Source organism: Methylosinus trichosporium OB3b, from assembly GCF_002752655.1.
In the GTDB taxonomy this organism is placed as follows: Bacteria; Pseudomonadota; Alphaproteobacteria; order Rhizobiales; family Beijerinckiaceae; genus Methylosinus; species Methylosinus trichosporium.
Genome location: NZ_CP023737.1, coordinates 1762554 through 1777599, shown reverse-complemented (window position 1 = coordinate 1777599; position 15046 = coordinate 1762554). Strand labels below are relative to the sequence as shown.

The 15046-nt window shown below is 66.4% G+C and carries 17 protein-coding genes; 7 read left to right on the top strand and 10 right to left on the bottom strand.

The window, feature by feature from the left end; translation table 11 throughout:
- Positions 1–20: 20 nt before the first annotated feature.
- From yihA to CQW49_RS08600, 5 genes are all read right to left on the bottom strand, one after another.
- A complete protein-coding gene (gene yihA, locus CQW49_RS08620; protein ID WP_004448304.1) occupies positions 21–680 on the bottom strand; it encodes a ribosome biogenesis GTP-binding protein YihA/YsxC in 660 nt (219 codons plus the stop codon).
- A complete protein-coding gene (gene yidC / locus CQW49_RS08615) occupies positions 677–2509 on the bottom strand; it encodes a membrane protein insertase YidC (protein WP_004448305.1) in 1833 nt (610 codons plus the stop codon). Before yidC ends, yihA begins: the two co-directional genes overlap by 4 nt.
- Positions 2506–2925 (bottom strand): ribonuclease P protein component, encoded by a 420-nt coding sequence (gene rnpA, locus CQW49_RS08610; RefSeq protein WP_004448306.1) that lies wholly within the window; start codon positions 2923–2925, stop codon positions 2506–2508. The genes yidC and rnpA overlap by 4 nt, the downstream gene beginning before the upstream one ends.
- A 32-nt stretch (positions 2926–2957) precedes the next feature.
- Entirely contained in the window at positions 2958–3092 is a 135-nt protein-coding gene (gene rpmH / locus CQW49_RS08605; RefSeq protein WP_004448308.1) for a 50S ribosomal protein L34, read from the bottom strand.
- Between the two features lie 289 nt (positions 3093–3381).
- On the bottom strand, positions 3382–4260 hold the full coding sequence (locus CQW49_RS08600) for a class I SAM-dependent methyltransferase (protein ID WP_004448310.1): 879 nt from the start codon (positions 4258–4260) through the stop codon (positions 3382–3384).
- A 533-nt stretch (positions 4261–4793) separates the two neighbouring features.
- On the opposite strand from CQW49_RS08600, the gene ctrA reads away from it, so the two are divergent.
- Entirely contained in the window at positions 4794–5495 is a 702-nt protein-coding gene (gene ctrA, locus CQW49_RS08595; RefSeq protein ID WP_004448313.1) for a response regulator transcription factor CtrA, read from the top strand.
- A 196-nt stretch (positions 5496–5691) separates the two neighbouring features.
- On the opposite strand, the gene CQW49_RS08590 is transcribed toward ctrA, so the two are convergent.
- The 5 genes from CQW49_RS08590 to chpT all read right to left on the bottom strand — a co-directional run bounded on the left by CQW49_RS08590 (position 5692) and on the right by chpT (position 10907).
- Positions 5692–6540, bottom strand: a complete 849-nt coding sequence (locus CQW49_RS08590; protein WP_004448315.1) for a CheR family methyltransferase — start codon at positions 6538–6540, stop codon at positions 5692–5694.
- 128 nt (positions 6541–6668) lie between these two features.
- A complete protein-coding gene (locus CQW49_RS08585; protein WP_004448317.1) occupies positions 6669–7034 on the bottom strand; it encodes a response regulator in 366 nt (121 codons plus the stop codon).
- Positions 7031–7540, bottom strand: a complete 510-nt coding sequence (locus CQW49_RS08580) for a chemotaxis protein CheW (protein WP_004448318.1) — start codon at positions 7538–7540, stop codon at positions 7031–7033. The genes CQW49_RS08585 and CQW49_RS08580 overlap by 4 nt, the downstream gene beginning before the upstream one ends.
- Entirely contained in the window at positions 7537–10113 is a 2577-nt protein-coding gene (locus tag CQW49_RS08575) for a hybrid sensor histidine kinase/response regulator (protein ID WP_004448319.1), read from the bottom strand. The genes CQW49_RS08580 and CQW49_RS08575 overlap by 4 nt, the downstream gene beginning before the upstream one ends.
- Before the next feature lie 107 nt (positions 10114–10220).
- The gene (chpT, locus tag CQW49_RS08570; RefSeq protein ID WP_004448320.1) at positions 10221–10907 is read right to left on the bottom strand and encodes a histidine phosphotransferase ChpT; all 687 of its coding nucleotides are present in this window, start codon (positions 10905–10907) and stop codon (positions 10221–10223) included.
- Positions 10908–11185: 278 nt separating this feature from the next.
- On the opposite strand from chpT, the gene CQW49_RS08565 reads away from it, so the two are divergent.
- From CQW49_RS08565 to CQW49_RS24170, 6 genes are all read left to right on the top strand, one after another.
- A complete protein-coding gene (locus CQW49_RS08565) occupies positions 11186–11758 on the top strand; it encodes a chromate transporter (protein WP_004448321.1) in 573 nt (190 codons plus the stop codon).
- The gene (locus tag CQW49_RS08560) at positions 11755–12288 is read left to right on the top strand and encodes a chromate transporter (RefSeq protein ID WP_004448322.1); all 534 of its coding nucleotides are present in this window, start codon (positions 11755–11757) and stop codon (positions 12286–12288) included. Before CQW49_RS08565 ends, CQW49_RS08560 begins: the two co-directional genes overlap by 4 nt.
- A gap of 272 nt (positions 12289–12560) precedes the next feature.
- A complete protein-coding gene (locus CQW49_RS08555; RefSeq protein WP_004448323.1) occupies positions 12561–13484 on the top strand; it encodes an extensin-like domain-containing protein in 924 nt (307 codons plus the stop codon).
- A 106-nt stretch (positions 13485–13590) separates the two neighbouring features.
- Complete coding sequence (locus tag CQW49_RS24515) at positions 13591–13734, top strand: hypothetical protein (protein WP_155931286.1); 144 nt, start codon at positions 13591–13593, stop codon at positions 13732–13734.
- A gap of 336 nt (positions 13735–14070) precedes the next feature.
- Positions 14071–14598, top strand: coding sequence for a hypothetical protein (locus CQW49_RS08550; RefSeq protein ID WP_004448324.1), 528 nt, complete (start codon positions 14071–14073; stop codon positions 14596–14598).
- A 322-nt stretch (positions 14599–14920) separates the two neighbouring features.
- Positions 14921–15028 carry a hypothetical protein gene (locus tag CQW49_RS24170; protein WP_198586450.1) on the top strand — a complete coding sequence of 36 codons (108 nt, stop codon included), beginning with the start codon at positions 14921–14923 and terminating at the stop codon, positions 15026–15028.
- Positions 15029–15046: the final 18 nt, after the last annotated feature.

Genomic DNA, 15046 nt, shown 5'->3' with positions numbered 1-15046 from the left:
AACGGACGCGCTTGCAATATTCAAGCGATTCGTTCGGCCAGCAGCCGGGCGATGCCGGCGCGCAGTTCCGCTATCCCCTCGCCGTCGCGCGAGGATGTGGCGGCGACCTGCGGAAAGGCCGCGGGGCGTTTGGCCAGCGCCGCCTCCGCCGCCGCCAGCGCGGCGGCGCGCTCGGCGAGCTTCAATTCGTCGCGCTTCGTCAGCACGATCTGGTAGGAGACGGCGGATTTGTCGAGCAGATCGAGCATTTCCTCGTCCATCTCCTTGATGCCGCGGCGGCTGTCGATCAGCACGAAGACGCGCGCCAGCGACGCCCGACCGCGCAGAAAATCCTCCATCAGCCGCGTCCAGCTCGCTACCTTCTCCTTGCCGACTGCGGCATAGCCATAGCCCGGCATGTCGACGAGGCGCAGCGGCTCGGCTCCGGGCTCGGCGCCGACGGCGAAGAAATTGAGCTGCTGCGTGCGGCCGGGGGTGTTGGAGACGCGCGCCAGCGTCTTGCGGCCGGTCAGCGCGTTCAAAAGCGACGATTTGCCGACATTGGAGCGGCCGGCGAAGGCGATCTCGGGCGGGCCGATCGGCGGCAGATCCGATGATTTCGCGCTGGCGAAGATGAAGTCGCAGGGGCCGGCGAAAAGCCGCCGGCCGCTCTCGACGAAATTCGGCTCCGTGTCGCTCACGCGGCCTTCTTCTTGAAGTCGAAGGTCTTCTTCAGATTGTCCCACAGCTCGAACTTCACCCCGGCGCGACGCATGATGTACCATTGCTGCGTCACCGAGAGAATATTGTTCCAGCTCCAGTAGATGACGAGGCCGGAGGCGAAGCTGCCGAGCGAGAAGGTGAAGATCACCGGCATCCAGGCGAAGGCGATGCGCTGGATCTCGTCGGTCGGCTCCGGATTCATCTTCATCTGCATCCACATGGTGAAGCCCATGATGATCGGCCAGACGCCGAGCCACAGGAACGAGCCGAACAGGGGGATCTGTGTCGGATCGAAGGGGATGAGGCCGAAGAGGTTGAAGATGTTGGTCGGGTCGGGCGCCGAGAGGTCCTTGATCCAGCCATAGAAGGGCGCGTGGCGCATCTCGATGGTGATGACCAGCACCTTATAGAGCGAGAAGAACACCGGAATCTGCAGCAGCATCGGCAGGCAGCCGCCGGCGGGATTGATCTTCTCACGCTTGAACAGCGCCATCTGCTCGCGGCTCAGCGTCTGCTTGTCGTCGCCATATTTTTCCTTCAGCGCCTGAATCTTGGGCTGAACTTCCTTCATCTTGGCGACAGCCTGATAGCTCTTGTTGGCGAGCGGCAGGAAGGCGATCTTCACGAGCACGGTCACGGCCAGAATGGCGAGGCCGAAATTGCCGAGCACATGGAACAGATTGTCGATGAGGCGGAACATCGGCCGGGTAAGGAAGTAGAACCAGCCCCAGTCGATCAGAAGGTCGAAATGCTCGATCCCCTGCGCCTGATAGGCGTCGAGCATGTCGACGACCTTGGCGCCGGCGAAGATGCGCTGCGAGGTTTCGCCGCTCGCGCCGGGCTGAATCGTCAGCGGCGCGCCGACCGTATCGGCCTGATAGGCTTTGACCGTTCCGGCGCCGGTCGCCGAGAAGCGCGCCTCGAAGGGCTTGTCCTGCTGCGGCACCGCCACCGCGGCCCAATATTTCTCTGTGAAGCCGAGCCAGCCGCCGGTTCCGCTCAGCGTCTTGGTCGCGTGCGGCTCCTTCTCGACCTTCTCATATTTCATCTCCTGCACGCCGGACTCGCCGATGACGCCGATGAAGCCCTCGTGCAGAGCCGCATAGCCCGCGCCCGCCGGGATGCCAACGCGGGCGACGCGCATGTAGGAATAGAGCGTGACCGGCTTGTCGGCGTGGTTCTCGACGCTGTCGGCCACCGTGAACATATAGCGATCGTCGACCGCGATTTTGCGCTTGAAGACGAGGCCCTGGCCATTGTCATAGCTCAGCGTCACCGGCTGCGCGGCGGAGAGCGTCGTGCGATCGGCGGTCCACAGCGTCTGCGCATTGGGCAGCGCCGCGTCGCCCGCGGCGAGGAAGCCGGTCTCGGCGTAATAGGGATCGGGGCCGTTCTCCGGCGAGAGCAGCACGATGATCGGGCTCTTCGGATCGACGGTCTCGTGATAATTCTTGAGCGAGACGTCGTCGATGCGCCCGCCGACCAGCGCGATCGAGCCGGCGATGGAGGGCGTGTCGATGGCGATGCGCGGGCTCTCCGCCAGAGCGGCCTCGCGCGTCTTCTTCACTGGCTTCTGCGCGGCCGCCGGCTGCTGCTGCGTCGCCGTGGGCGCCTGCGCCTGCTTGGTCTCGGGGGCGGCGGGCTTGCGCGCCGCCGGGGCCTGCGCCTGCGCCGTCTTCTTGATCTGCTCGGCTTGAGTCTGCCGCTCCTGCTCGAGCTTGGGGAAGGCGTAGAAATAATCCCAGGCGCCGATGAACAGCATCGACAGGCCCGCGGCGATGATCACATTCTTGGTGTATTCGTTCATGACGCCGGAGGCCCGTTTGCTCGAGAGTTGCGCGGTTGCGGGCCGCTCGCGCGCGGCCGCAGCTTCGCCAGCGCCTCGGCCATCTGCGCTTCCAGCTCCGCGAAGGGCATGGTCAGCGCGCCGGGGCGGGCGATGAAGACATAATCATAGCCGGGAAGCGCGCCCGCCGCGCCGCAAAGGCGCAACGCTTCCCTGAGACGCCGGCGGATGCGATTGCGTCCGACGGCTCCGGCGACCTTCTTCGTCACCGTGAGCCCAAAGCGGGGCGGGGCCTCGTCATCGCCCTCGCGCGCGGCCGCCTGCAGCTTGAAGGCGGCGCCTCCGCTGCGCTGCAGCCCGCTCTTGGCGGCGCGCAGGAACTCGCGCCGTCGCCGCAGCCGCTCGGGCCGCGCTGTCGTCGTTGCGGCGGGGGCCATCGCGCCTCCGCGCGTTGCGACGATAGGGGAGATCAGGCCGAGAGGCGCTTGCGTCCCCGCGCGCGGCGCGCGTTGAGGACGTTGCGGCCGCCGACGGTGGCCATGCGGGCGCGGAAGCCGTGGCGGCGCTTGCGCACGATCTTGCTGGGTTGATAGGTTCTCTTCACTCGAGGTCTCCGCTCGCTTTGCGGCCGCCGACGTCGCGCGTCGCCGCCGTTTCGGGCGCCGAAGACGCGTTTGCGCTTCGGCTCCGCCGTGGTCTTATCGTCGCGTAATCTTCAGCTGCCGAAGGACGCCGATAATTTTAGAAACGTCCATCCGCGGCCGCGTCGTTCGTGGCGCGGACGCGACATTCCGTCGCTGGAACCGCCCTTCGCCCGACGCCGCGCGTCGCATATACGAAAAAGCTCGCGCATTAGTCAATCACGTGTGCGGACGGCGTGGGACGAAGCGGGTTCAGCGCGCCTCGGCGGTTGGCGGCACTGGCGACGTCTTTCCGGGCGCGGTCCGTCTCGCGAAGGCGGAGAAGGCCGGCAGATTGGGATGGGGCGTCGCCTCATGCGCGAATTCGACCGAATCGAAGCCGAGCGTCTCGAGCGCGCCGACGATCGACCGTCGCGGCAGCCAGCGCGCGTCGTCATAGATGCCGCCGCAAAAGGCCGGCGCGAGATTGGCGCCGACATAGCTGTGGCGATACATGACGAACTGCCGCCCGCTGAGCTCGCCGAGCTCGCGCGTCTGCCTCAGGCCTTGCGCGAGCGGGCTGTCGTCGTCGGGAATCGACAAATCGTCCATGAAATGCGTCCACAGATAGAGCGCGTCGGTCCGCGCCGCGACCGCCTGCAAGAACCGCAGCGGCTCGCGCATGTGATAGAGCACGCCGCAGGCGACGATGAGGTCGTAGCGCGTCTCGTTCTGCTCGAGGAAGAGCACGCAGTCGCCGAGATGGAAGCGCGCCCGCGGCAGGCCGACGATCTCCTTGGTGATCAGGCACTTTAAAAAGGCGTCCTTATTGGCCTCCACTGCGGTGATCTCGGCCCCGCGTCGATGCAGCAGAGAGGTGTGCGCGCCTTCCATCGGCCCGACCTCGAGCACGCGCGCGCCGTCGACCGAGCCGTAGCGGGCGATCGCCCAAGAGATGCGCGGATCGCCGAAGGCGACGCCATTGCCGGCGACGACGCCATATTCGTCGGGAAAGCGGGTGTTCCAGCCGGGAATGAGATCGATGCAATTCTGCGCGCTCGGCGCGCGCCATTCATAAGAGTCGAAAGGCTTGATCGGCGCGGGGGTCGGTTTGCGACGTAAAATTCTGTCGCGCAGGCGTGCAAATTTCACGGGGGAACTCGTCGAATCTGATCGAGGGCCGACGCGGCGTCGGCCGCCTCGCGGGGAGCGGCTCTCTGGAAGGCTCGCGTGCCGGTCGCCATTCGCACATGTTGCGCGCCGGTTCAAGTCGTCCTGCGCCCGGCTGTCGCCCTGCGCCCGGCGGCACAGGTGACGCTGACGACGGATGCCGTCGAAACCGATCCGAGACGCGCGGCTCCGTATGCGAGAAGCTCGGCTCCCCGGCTTCGGGCTTTCCCCAGGCTGTACTCGGCGCGCGGCCACGCTTCTAGGAGGCGAGGTCGAGAGGTATAAGAGGTGAGCCGCCCGATTCGCCGCGCCCGCCGACGCCCGTCGGAAGGCCGCGGCCCCCGAGCCGGCGCCGTCCGAACGACGGCCGGGGTCGAGATCAGGGTTTGTTAACCATTACCGCTTAGCGTTTCCAGAAAGGGACATTCGATCGAGCGGGCGCCTCGAAAAAAGGCGCGTCGCCGTCGCGCGGGCGCGGCGACGCCCGTACGTGGAGCTGGGGTGGGGACCTGAAGATGCGCGTTTTACTGATCGAGGATGACAGCGCGACAGCTCAAAGCATCGAGCTCATGCTCAAGTCCGAAAATTTCAACGTCTACGCGACCGATCTCGGCGAGGAAGGGATCGATCTCGGAAAGCTCTATGATTATGATATCATTTTGCTCGATCTGAACCTTCCCGACATGTCGGGCTATGAGGTGCTGCGCACGTTGCGCGTCGCCAAGGTCAAGACGCCGATCCTCATCCTCTCCGGCCTCGCCGGCATAGAGGACAAGGTGAAGGGTCTCGGCTTCGGCGCCGACGACTATCTCACCAAGCCGTTCCACAAGGACGAGCTGGTCGCGCGCATCCACGCCATCGTTCGCCGCTCGAAGGGCCATGCGCAGTCGGTCATCATCACCGGCGATCTCGTCGTCAATCTCGATCAGAAGACGGTCGAGGTCTCCGGCTCGCGCGTGCATCTGACCGGCAAGGAATATCAGATGCTCGAGCTGCTCTCGCTGCGCAAGGGCACGACGCTGACCAAGGAGATGTTCCTCAACCATCTCTACGGCGGCATGGACGAGCCGGAGCTCAAGATCATCGACGTGTTCATCTGCAAGCTGCGTAAGAAGCTCGCCAACGCCAGCGACGGCCGCAACTACATCGAGACGGTGTGGGGCCGCGGCTATGTGCTGCGCGAGCCGAGCGAGGCGGATGAGCGGATCATCGCCTGAGTGGGGGAAGCGAATACGGAGTAGGGGGCTGCTTCATCGAAAATTGGTGGGCCTCGAGAGCGAGCCTGAAGGCTCGCGGTCCAAGCACGGCGCTGGACCGCGAGCCTTCAGGTTCGCTCTTTGGACATATCGAATCGAATGACGCAAACCCGTAGCGACCCCGATCTACTCGCTACGCGCTATTCGCTCCTCCCCCTCAGCCTCCCACAGCGGCGAGACGCCGCGCGTGCGTTTTGCGGCGCAGCCGCCAACCGCATTCGGCCGCATCCGGCGTGAAGGAGCGATTGGCCGGTCCGACGTTCTCCGAGGTTCCGAGAATGAGATGGCCGTCGCTCTCGAGCGATCCCGCGAGGCGCGAGAGGACCTGCCGTTTCACGTCGCCATCGAGATACATCAGCACGTTCCGGCACAAGATCAGGTCGAACGCGCCGATCTCGCGAAAATCATCGCACAAATTGATCTTGCGGAAGACGACGCGGCCGCGCAGCCGCGCGTTCACGCGCCAGCCGCCGATCACCGGCGGCGGCTCGAAATGCCGCAGCAGCCGCGCGGTGGACAGACCGCGCTGGACCTCGAACTGGCTGTAGACGCCGCGCCGCGCCGCTTCCAGCGCCGTCTCGCTGATGTCGCTCGCCAATATTTCGACGCGCCAGCCGTCGAGCCGCTCGGCCTCCTCCTCGAACGTCATCGCCAGAGAATAGGGCTCCTGTCCGGTGGAGCAGGCGGCGGACCAGATGCGCAGCCGGCGCTGATCGCGGCGCCGCGCCATGATCTCGGGCAGCCAGTGGCGGCGCAGCCATTCGAACGGCGCGCGGTCACGGAAAAAGAAGGTCTCGTTGGTGGTCATCGCGTCGATGACCGCCTGCAGAAACTGCTCGTCGCCCGAACGCTCGATCCGGCGCATCAGCTCGGCGAGATCGATGTCGCCGTTCTCGAGCATGAGCGGCGCGAGCCGGCTCTCGGCGAGATAGAGCTTGTCGGCGTCGAGCGAGAGGCCGGCGACCGAGAGCAGCAGGCGGCGCAGCCGCGCGAAGGCGACGCTCATCGCCGGCGCTCCGCAACGCATTCGCGAGCGGAGCGCGCGAACGCGCCGGAGAGGGCGAAGGGACGCAAGTCACGCATGGGCTGTCACGATCGAACTGAGGCTCGCCGCACCTGCCAAGCCGGTTTTTGTCAGATGAAGCCGATCTCCTCGAGCTTCGACCGGACGATCTGTTGATCGAAGGGCTTCATGATATATTCGTCGGCGCCGGCGTCGATCGCCGCGGCGATATGGCCGGCCTCGTTCTCGGTCGTGCAGAACACGACCTTGGGCGTGCGACCGCCGGGCATGCGGCGCAGCTCGCGCAGGAACTCGAACCCGTCCATCTCCGGCATGTTCCAGTCGAGCAGGATCGCGTCCGGCATGGCGGCCGCGCAGGCGTCGAGCGCCTTGCGGCCGTCGGCGGCTTCGCTGGTGCTGAGCTCCAGCCCCTCGAGAATGCGTCGCGCGACCTTGCGGATCACCGCCGAATCGTCGACCACCAAAATCTGCTTCATCTCTCACCTCCTCCTGTGGCCTCTCGCTGCGAAGCGGCGTCCACCTGTCGGGACATTCGCTTCAACAGAACGTCTATGTCGAGGATCGGCAGAAATCCGTCGCCGACGCGATAGCAGGCGTTGGTCGCCTCGGCCAATTGCGGGCCGACATGGGTCGGATAGGCGATCCGGTCGCGTTCGTCGCAGGTCACGACGTCGCCCGTGTCGTCGATGAGCAGCGCATATCTCTCGCCATGCTGCTCTATGCCGACTGCGAGCGCGCCCGGCGCGCGCTCGCCGTCCGTGTCGAGCTTGAGGCAGCGGTCGAGATGCAGCGCGGTGACGATGCGGCCGCGCAGATTGGCGAGGCCGGCGACCTCCCGCGGCGCCAGCGGCACCGGCGTCAGGGCGTCGATATGGAAGATCGTCTTCACGCATTCGACCGGCAGGCCGAAAGTCTGCGCCCGCACCTTGATGGTGAAGTTGCGGCTCTGCGCGTGGCGCGCGTCGGCAGGGGATCGGTTCATGCCGCGAGCTCCGATATGATGCGCAGCTCGATGTCCTGCGGCGCCGTCTCCACGCTCTGGAGCAGGCGCGCGACGCTGTCGAGCAGCGCGCGGCGGTCGAACTTGCCGGCCACGGCGGCGATGCCGCAGGCCTCCGCCGCCGCCAGCACGCTCGGCGTCGCCTGCGCGGCCAGCGCCACCACCGGAAGCTCGGCGAGGCCGGGCAGCCGATGCAGCGCGCGGGCGAAATTATAGCCGTCCATCTCGGGCATGTCGGTGTCGGTGACGACGGCCTGCACCACCAGCCCCTTGCGCAGGAAGGACAGCGCCTCCTGCGCCGAGCCGGCGGAGGTGACGTCATAGCCGGCCGCGGCGAGAATCGGCGCCAGCATGTCGCGGAAGAAGGCCTTGTCGTCGACAAGCAGCACCTTGAGCCGCTTGTTGACGCCGCGCGCGACGGCGGCGGGGCAGGCGAGGCGCATGAAATGCGTCGCGTCGAGGAACTCGACGATGCGTCCGTCGAGCTGAATCGAGCCCAGCACATGCGGCTCGGCGCTCCCTCGCTGCAGATCGAGATATTCGTCGGTCACGTCGACGATCTCCTCGACCATCAGGCCCATCGACTGGCCGGCGCCCGAGATCACCAGGATCGGATAGGATTTGCGGTCGAGCGAAACATCCGCGGTCGCCGGCATGACCGGCAGAAGGCTGTCGCGATAGGCCATCACGAAGGCGCCGTCGGCGGCGACCAGCCGCTCGCGCTCCACCTCCTCGATGCGCAGCACCAGCGACAGCGGCAGCGCCTTCATCGAGTCGGGGCCGGCGCGCACGAGGATGATGCGGGTCTTCTCTCGCGGCGGCGCAAACACATCCGGCGCCTCCTCGGGCCGCGACAGATCTTCGGCGAGCCGCGTCAAGCCGGCGCGCTCCATCAGCGCGGAGGGGTCGAGGATCAGCACCACCGAGCCGTCGCCGAGAAGGGTCTGGCCGGAGAACACGCCGAGGCGCGCCAGCGCGCTGACCAAGGGCTCGATGACGATCTCCTGCACATCCGCGATCGCCTCGACGATGAGGCCGAAGCGCGCGAAGCCGACGCGCAGCACGACGACGAATCCCTTGTGCGGCGCCTCGCTCGTCGAGCGGCGCAGATCGAGCGTGCCGGCGAGGTCGAGCAGCGGCAGCACGTCCTGGCGCAGGCGCAGCACGGCGGCGCCGTTGATGTATTGTATCGTGTGCTCGAAGCCGGCGCCGACGCCGACCAGCTCGACGACCGTCATCTGCGGAATGGCGAAGCGCATGCCGCCGCAGGCGAGGATCAGCGCCGGCGTGATGGCGAGCGTCAGAGGAATGCGCAGCGTCACCATCGTGCCGCGGCCGCGGCGGGAGTTGAGCGTGATCGCGCCTCCGATCGATTGGATGTTCTCGCGCACGACATCCATGCCGACGCCGCGGCCCGAAACTCTGGTGACGCCGTCCGCCGTCGAAAAGCCGGGCGCGAAGATGAGCTGGAACAGGTCCTGATCGGCGAGCTTGGAGACATCCGGCTCGGAGACGAGGCCGAGCGCCAGCGCCTTGGCGTGAATGCGCTCGACGTCGAGCCCGCGGCCGTCGTCGGCGATGTCTATGGTGATCTGGCCGGCGTCATAGGCGGCGCGAACGGTGATGAGGCCGGTCTCGCTCTTGCCTGCGGCGGCGCGCACGGCCGGCGATTCGAGGCCATGATCGGCGCAATTGCGAATGATATGGGTGAGCGGCGCGCGGATGATCTCGATCACTTGGCGGTCGAGCTCGGTGTCGGCGCCTTCCGTGCTCAGCGCGATCTTCTTGCCGAGATCCTGGGCGAGGTCGCGCACGAGGCGCGGCAGAGTCGCGAACAGCCGGCCGACCGGCTGCATGCGCGCGCTCATCACCGCATCCTGAAGATCGCTGGTGATGCTCGACAGCGTCTGCACCGTGCTGGTCATCGCTTCGTCGCTGCGCGCGCTCGACAGCTCGAGCAGCCGGTTGCGCGTCGAGACGAGCTCGCTGACGATGCCCATCAGCCGGTCGAGCACGGCGACCGAGACGCGCACGGTCTCGCCGATATGGCCGCCGGTCCCGGAGGCATGCGCCTCGGAGGTTGCAGACAGCGGCGCAGGAGCCGCCGCCGCTGGCGGCGTCTCGGCCGGGGCCTCCGCTGGCTCGCGCGCATCGGCGCGCAAGCGCGCCAAGCCTGCACGGGCCGCGGCGGTCGCCTCCTCGAGCGCGCCGATGAGATCGCCGTCATCGCCGGCTGGCTCCTCCTCGGACTGGCCCATTTCGGCGAGAATGTCCTTCAGCCGATCGACGGAGGCGAAGACGAGGGTGACATGCGAGGGGGCGACCGGCGCGCCGTCGCGCAAGGCCCCGATCAGCGCCTCGGTCGCATGGGTGAGGCGGCCGACGCGCGGCAGCTTCAGAAAGCCGCTCGTGCCTTTGATCGTGTGAATATGGCGGAACAGGCTGGCGATGAGCGTCCGGTCGCCCGGCGCTTTCTCGAGCTGAACGAGCTCCATCGTCGCGGCGTCGACGTGCTCGGTCGTCTCGACAAGGAAATCGCTCAGCAGCTCGTCCATTGCGTCGCCTCTGGCCGCGCTCGCGGCTCCGACGACCTACATGACGCATAGGAGTTAAGAGACATGAAATCCGTTTCGACAGTCGCGCCAGCGCCGCGTGCGGACCGTCAGGCGTCGATCTCGACCTGCTCTTCGGCGGCGTCGCGCTCACGCGAGGCCGGGCGGGCGATGATCGTCACCTGTTCGGGAATCGTGGAAATCTCGACCTCGAGCCCGCTCGCCTCGGCGACGAGGCCGGCGTAATAGGCCTGGATCGCGCGTGCGTCGACGGCGCCGTCCTCCGGCGTTCCGGCGAGCAGGGCGGGGATCGCCGCCGCCACCCGCGCATTGGTCCCCTTGGCGACGATGGTGAAGGAGAGGTCGTCCTCCCCGCCGGCGGAGGAGACGCTGATGACGCCGCCGCGCGGGATCGTGGCGTCGGCGATCAGGCACAGATTGAGCAGCAGCTTCACCTTGTTCTTCGACATCAGCACGCGCGGCACGCTCCATTCGAGCCTGGTGCGCTCGTCGGCGAGGAGCTGGCGGGTCACATGCTCGGCGTCGCCGGTGTCGATGGCGGCGCCCTTGGAGCCGGCGGCGCCGAAGGCGAGGCGGCAGAACTGCAGCCTCGACGAGGCCTCGGCGGCGCTCGATTTGATGAGGGCGAGGGCGTGGCCGCGCATCTCGGCGTCCTTCTCCTCCTCCAGCACCTCGAGCCCGTTGACGATCGCCCCGACCGGGGAGATCACGTCATGGCAGACGCGCGAGGAGAGAAGAGCGGCGAGATCCATGGGGTCGAGCGCGAATTTGGTCATGAAGAGATCCAGCCAGGCGCGAGCGCGGAATAGGATTCGATTTGCCGGAGCCCGGCTCGTTGAAAAGCGCAGGCCGAGCGAATCGCTCGCGCGAATGGTAGCGGCGCCGGGCGGAATTGGGAAGCTGGGCTGCTGAGCCGGGGGCGGACCGGCGCGGAGGCTTCGGCTGAGCGGCCGTTCCAACGCCCGATTTTTTGACGCATCCTTCAGAAGATCGGAACCGTCACTGTGATTGTGAAAGGCGGGAGCGCTCTTCGAGCCTTCCCGGAAGGTGCGACATGACAGAGCAGGCGTCGAACGCCCCTCCCGCGACGCTCGGCGGGATCGGCTGGGTTTTCACGAGATACGCAAATCTCACCCTCGGCGGCGGCGGCGCGACGACGGCCGTCCTTCATCATGAGCTGTTGGAAAAACGGCATTGGCTGGATAATGACCGCTTTGTTCTTTGCTACGCGCTCGGTCGCCTCACGCCCGGAACCAATGTCCTCGCCTTCTGCACGGGGGTCGGCTGGCTCCTGCGCGGCCTATCGGGAGCGATCGTCGCGCTCCTCGCCGCGTCCGTTCCTTGCGCCGTCTTGGCGACGGCGCTGACGGCGGCTTTCAGTCATTGGCAGGAGAACGCCTTCGCGCAGGCGGCGGTTCATGGCGCAATCGCCGCCGCCGTGGCGATCACCGTCAAGACCTGCTGGACGATCGCCAAGCCGCACTACAAGGTCGGGGCGCGGGCCCGCGTCGCTGCCGTCGGCGCGGCGGCTTTCCTGCTCCATGTGGCCGCGGGCCTCTCCGCGATTCAAGTGCTTCTGCTCGCCGCCGTCATCGGCGCGGTCTTGCCCGCGGAGTCGAGCACATGAGCCTCGTTCTCTTGTATCTCCTTCTGCTGAAAGGCGTCGTCACGGCTTTCGCCGGCCTCGCGTCCCTGCCCGTCATTCAGGAGACTCTCGTATTTCAGCATCATCTGCTGACCGAGAAGCAGCTGAACGAAGCCGTCGTCATCACGCGCAGCACGCCCGGCCCGGTCGGGCTCTACATCGTCAGCGTCGGTTATTTCGTCGCCGGCGTTCCGGGGGCGTTCGTGGGATGGCTGGCGATGATCACGCCCGCCTTGCTCATCATTCCGCTCGTCCATTTCGCTCGGCGCAAGATCGAGCATCCGCGCATCAAGTCTGTGCTGCAATGCGTCGTGATCGCCAGCGCCGGCCTGCTGCTCGCCGCGGCGATTCCGCTCGCGCGCGACGCGCTCACCGATCCGGCGACGATGGCGATCGCCGCCGTGAGCCTGATCGTTCTGCTGACGACGGAGCTCGACACGCTCTGGCTCATTCTCGGCTCCGCCTCTGTGTCTCTTTCCGTCTCGTCGCTCGGCGTTCTGACGAAAATGTAGAGCTGCGGAGAGTTCACCGGTTCGACCGCCCCACGCGCAAAGCTTCCGTCGACCATGTCTCGGCGAATAGCCGCGGCGCCGGGCGGGAATCGAAAGCAGAGCGCGCGAGCGGGATTTCAGGCGCCGGCGGTCCAGGGGTCGATCACAGCGCTGGGGACGCAGAGTCGAGAACAGGTCTCTGGCGAAGCGTTCTCGACGCGGCCGACGGCTCAACCTCCCGTTAACCACGTCTCTCGACCGCGCATTAACGCTCCTCGCGCATTGTCGCGGCCATGGCGCCTCGCATTTCCCCTTATGCGCTCCTCCTCCTGACCCCGCTCGCCGTGGCGGCGCTGTCGGGCTGCTCCTTCCTGGCCAAGCCGGAGCGGCCGGCCTGGCGCACGCAGGCGGAGAACGCCTGTCTCGCCGCCGGCCGCGCGCAGCCCACAGCTTACGCCCGCATCGTCGAGGAGATCGACGGCCCCGGCATTTGCGGCCTCACCAAGCCGTTCAAGGTCACAGCGCTACAGGGCGGGGCGGTGACGTTCAACGCCACGGCGACGCTCGACTGCTCCATGGTCGCCGAGCTCGACCAATGGCTCGCCGACGTCGTGCAGCCGGCGGCGCAGGCGCGCTTCGGCCAGAATGTCGCGCGCATAAATTCCATGGGCTCGTTTTCCTGCCGCGGCATGAATGGGCAGAGCGGCGCGCCCTTGTCGGAACATTCCTTCGGCAATGCGCTCGACATCGGCGGCTTCGTGCTCGCCGACGGGCGCGAGATCTCGATCGTGCGCGACTGGACGCGCGGCGACGAGCCGACGAAGGATTTTCTCGCCGAAATTCACGGCGGCTCCTGCCGGCATTTCACCACCGTGCTGTCGCCCGGCTCGAACCCGTTCCACTACAATCACATTCACGTCGATCTCGCGATGCATGGCCGCGGCGGGACGCGCCGCATCTGCAAGCCGATCCCGCGCGACGTCGCGCCGCCGCAGGGCGAGCCGCTCATCGCCTCGCATGGACCGATCGACATCGACACCGATCTGCCCGGCCCGCCACCGCGCGCCGCCTTCGACATTCACGCCTCGCGCGGCGGCGGCGACGGCCTCGCCATAGCGGCGCCGCTGCCGCCGCCGCGCCCGCCGGCGCGCGCCTTCGCGCCCGAGCCGGGCGCTCGCGATCCCGAGATCACGTCGAGCATTCCGCCACGCCGCTGAAGGCTGCTTTCAAGGGTCGCGAGACAGCGCTCTAGAACTCTTTCGTTTGAGCGAATTCTGATCGATCGAACGATTCCGTTCGATGGGAAATCGCTCTATTGCGCGAATGACGGAACTTCTCGAAACGGTGACGCTCGTCTCCGCCCGCCGGGCCGCCGCGGGGCTCGCAGAAATTCTCGCCGGCCTCGACGAACGCTCTCCGAGAGGCGCCCATCGGATCAAGCTTCGCATTCAGCAAGTGACCGGCTGATATCGCAGCATCCCGTCGCAGATTCGCCGACGGGAGGGCGTTGATTCGACGAGCGCAGCGAGGGTTCCTCCGCGCGCTGACAGGAGTCGGCTGCATCTCTGCGGCCACCTCGAGATGAAACCGTAATACTTCTTTGCAAACGCAACAGATGCTGTGGCTGTATTCGATCATGACGGCGCCAACGACCGCGCGCCGCTCGAAGAAAAAGTCTCTTTACGCGCCCCGAGGGTGCATAATAAGCTGGCGTCGCGACACTCCTTCGAGGAATTGTTGACATGGCCCATGCCGCATTGGTAGAGGCTCGCTTATTGCGTTAGAATGAGAGAAGGAACAACTATGAAGTCACTTCGCATTGTCGGCGCGTTTGTGTTGATGGCCGGAACGACCCCGCAAGTCGCCTCCGCGGAAGAAAATCCCGTTGCTCGGGCCGAGCAGCAGAAGCTGCTGCTGCTCATGGAAAAGCTCAATAAGTCGATCGAGGAGAAATCGACCGACGCGACCACGGCGGCGGCCGTGGCCGGTCAGTTCGTGGTCAATTTCACGGTCAAGCTCAAAGCGCCGGTCAGCGATCCGATCACTTGCGCGGTGACCGTGGCGCATTTCGGCTCGGCCGGGGCGACCTATCTCCACATGCGATCCGCTTCCGCCACCAAGTCCGGACTGACGGCGACCTGCAAGATCGTCATTCCCTACGACTGGAAAAAGGCCAATTCGGCCATTCCGGTCAGCATTTCGCCGTCGCTGGCGGCGACGCAATGCGCCTGTCCGGGGAACTATTACCAAATCTCGCTTCCCAGTCAGGACATCCCGCTTCCGAGCGCGACGACGGCGACGACCACGGTCAATGTCTCGGCCGTGATGTGACGAGACCGTCCGGCGCGGCGACATAGAGCGATTGCCGGTCCGTCTCATAGACCTCGTCGAGCGCGTCGGCGACGGCTGCGGGATTGATGCGGGAAGGATCTCGTCGTCGCCGGCCATCACGGCCGCGGGCCTGAGATCGAGCCCTTGGCGAACTGCGTCACGCGGATCGAGACGCGCGCTGCACGGTTGCGGGTTTTCGCGAGGGCGATGGTCAGCTTGCGTCTGACCATCGCCGCGAGCGCCGCGGCGATCTGCTCCAGCGCGATTTGCGACGCGCTCGTGAACGTCGCCTTTTTCGGCGAGCAATTTCCAATCGATCGAGGTGCTGAAAGGCCCCGCGGCGATGGAGTTCGGCAGAGGCGAGCCGGGCGGCACGATCCTGACCGGAACGCCGCGCACCTTCTTGGGTTCGACGCGGGTGGCGTTCTGAGCGCCCCGCAAGCCTTTG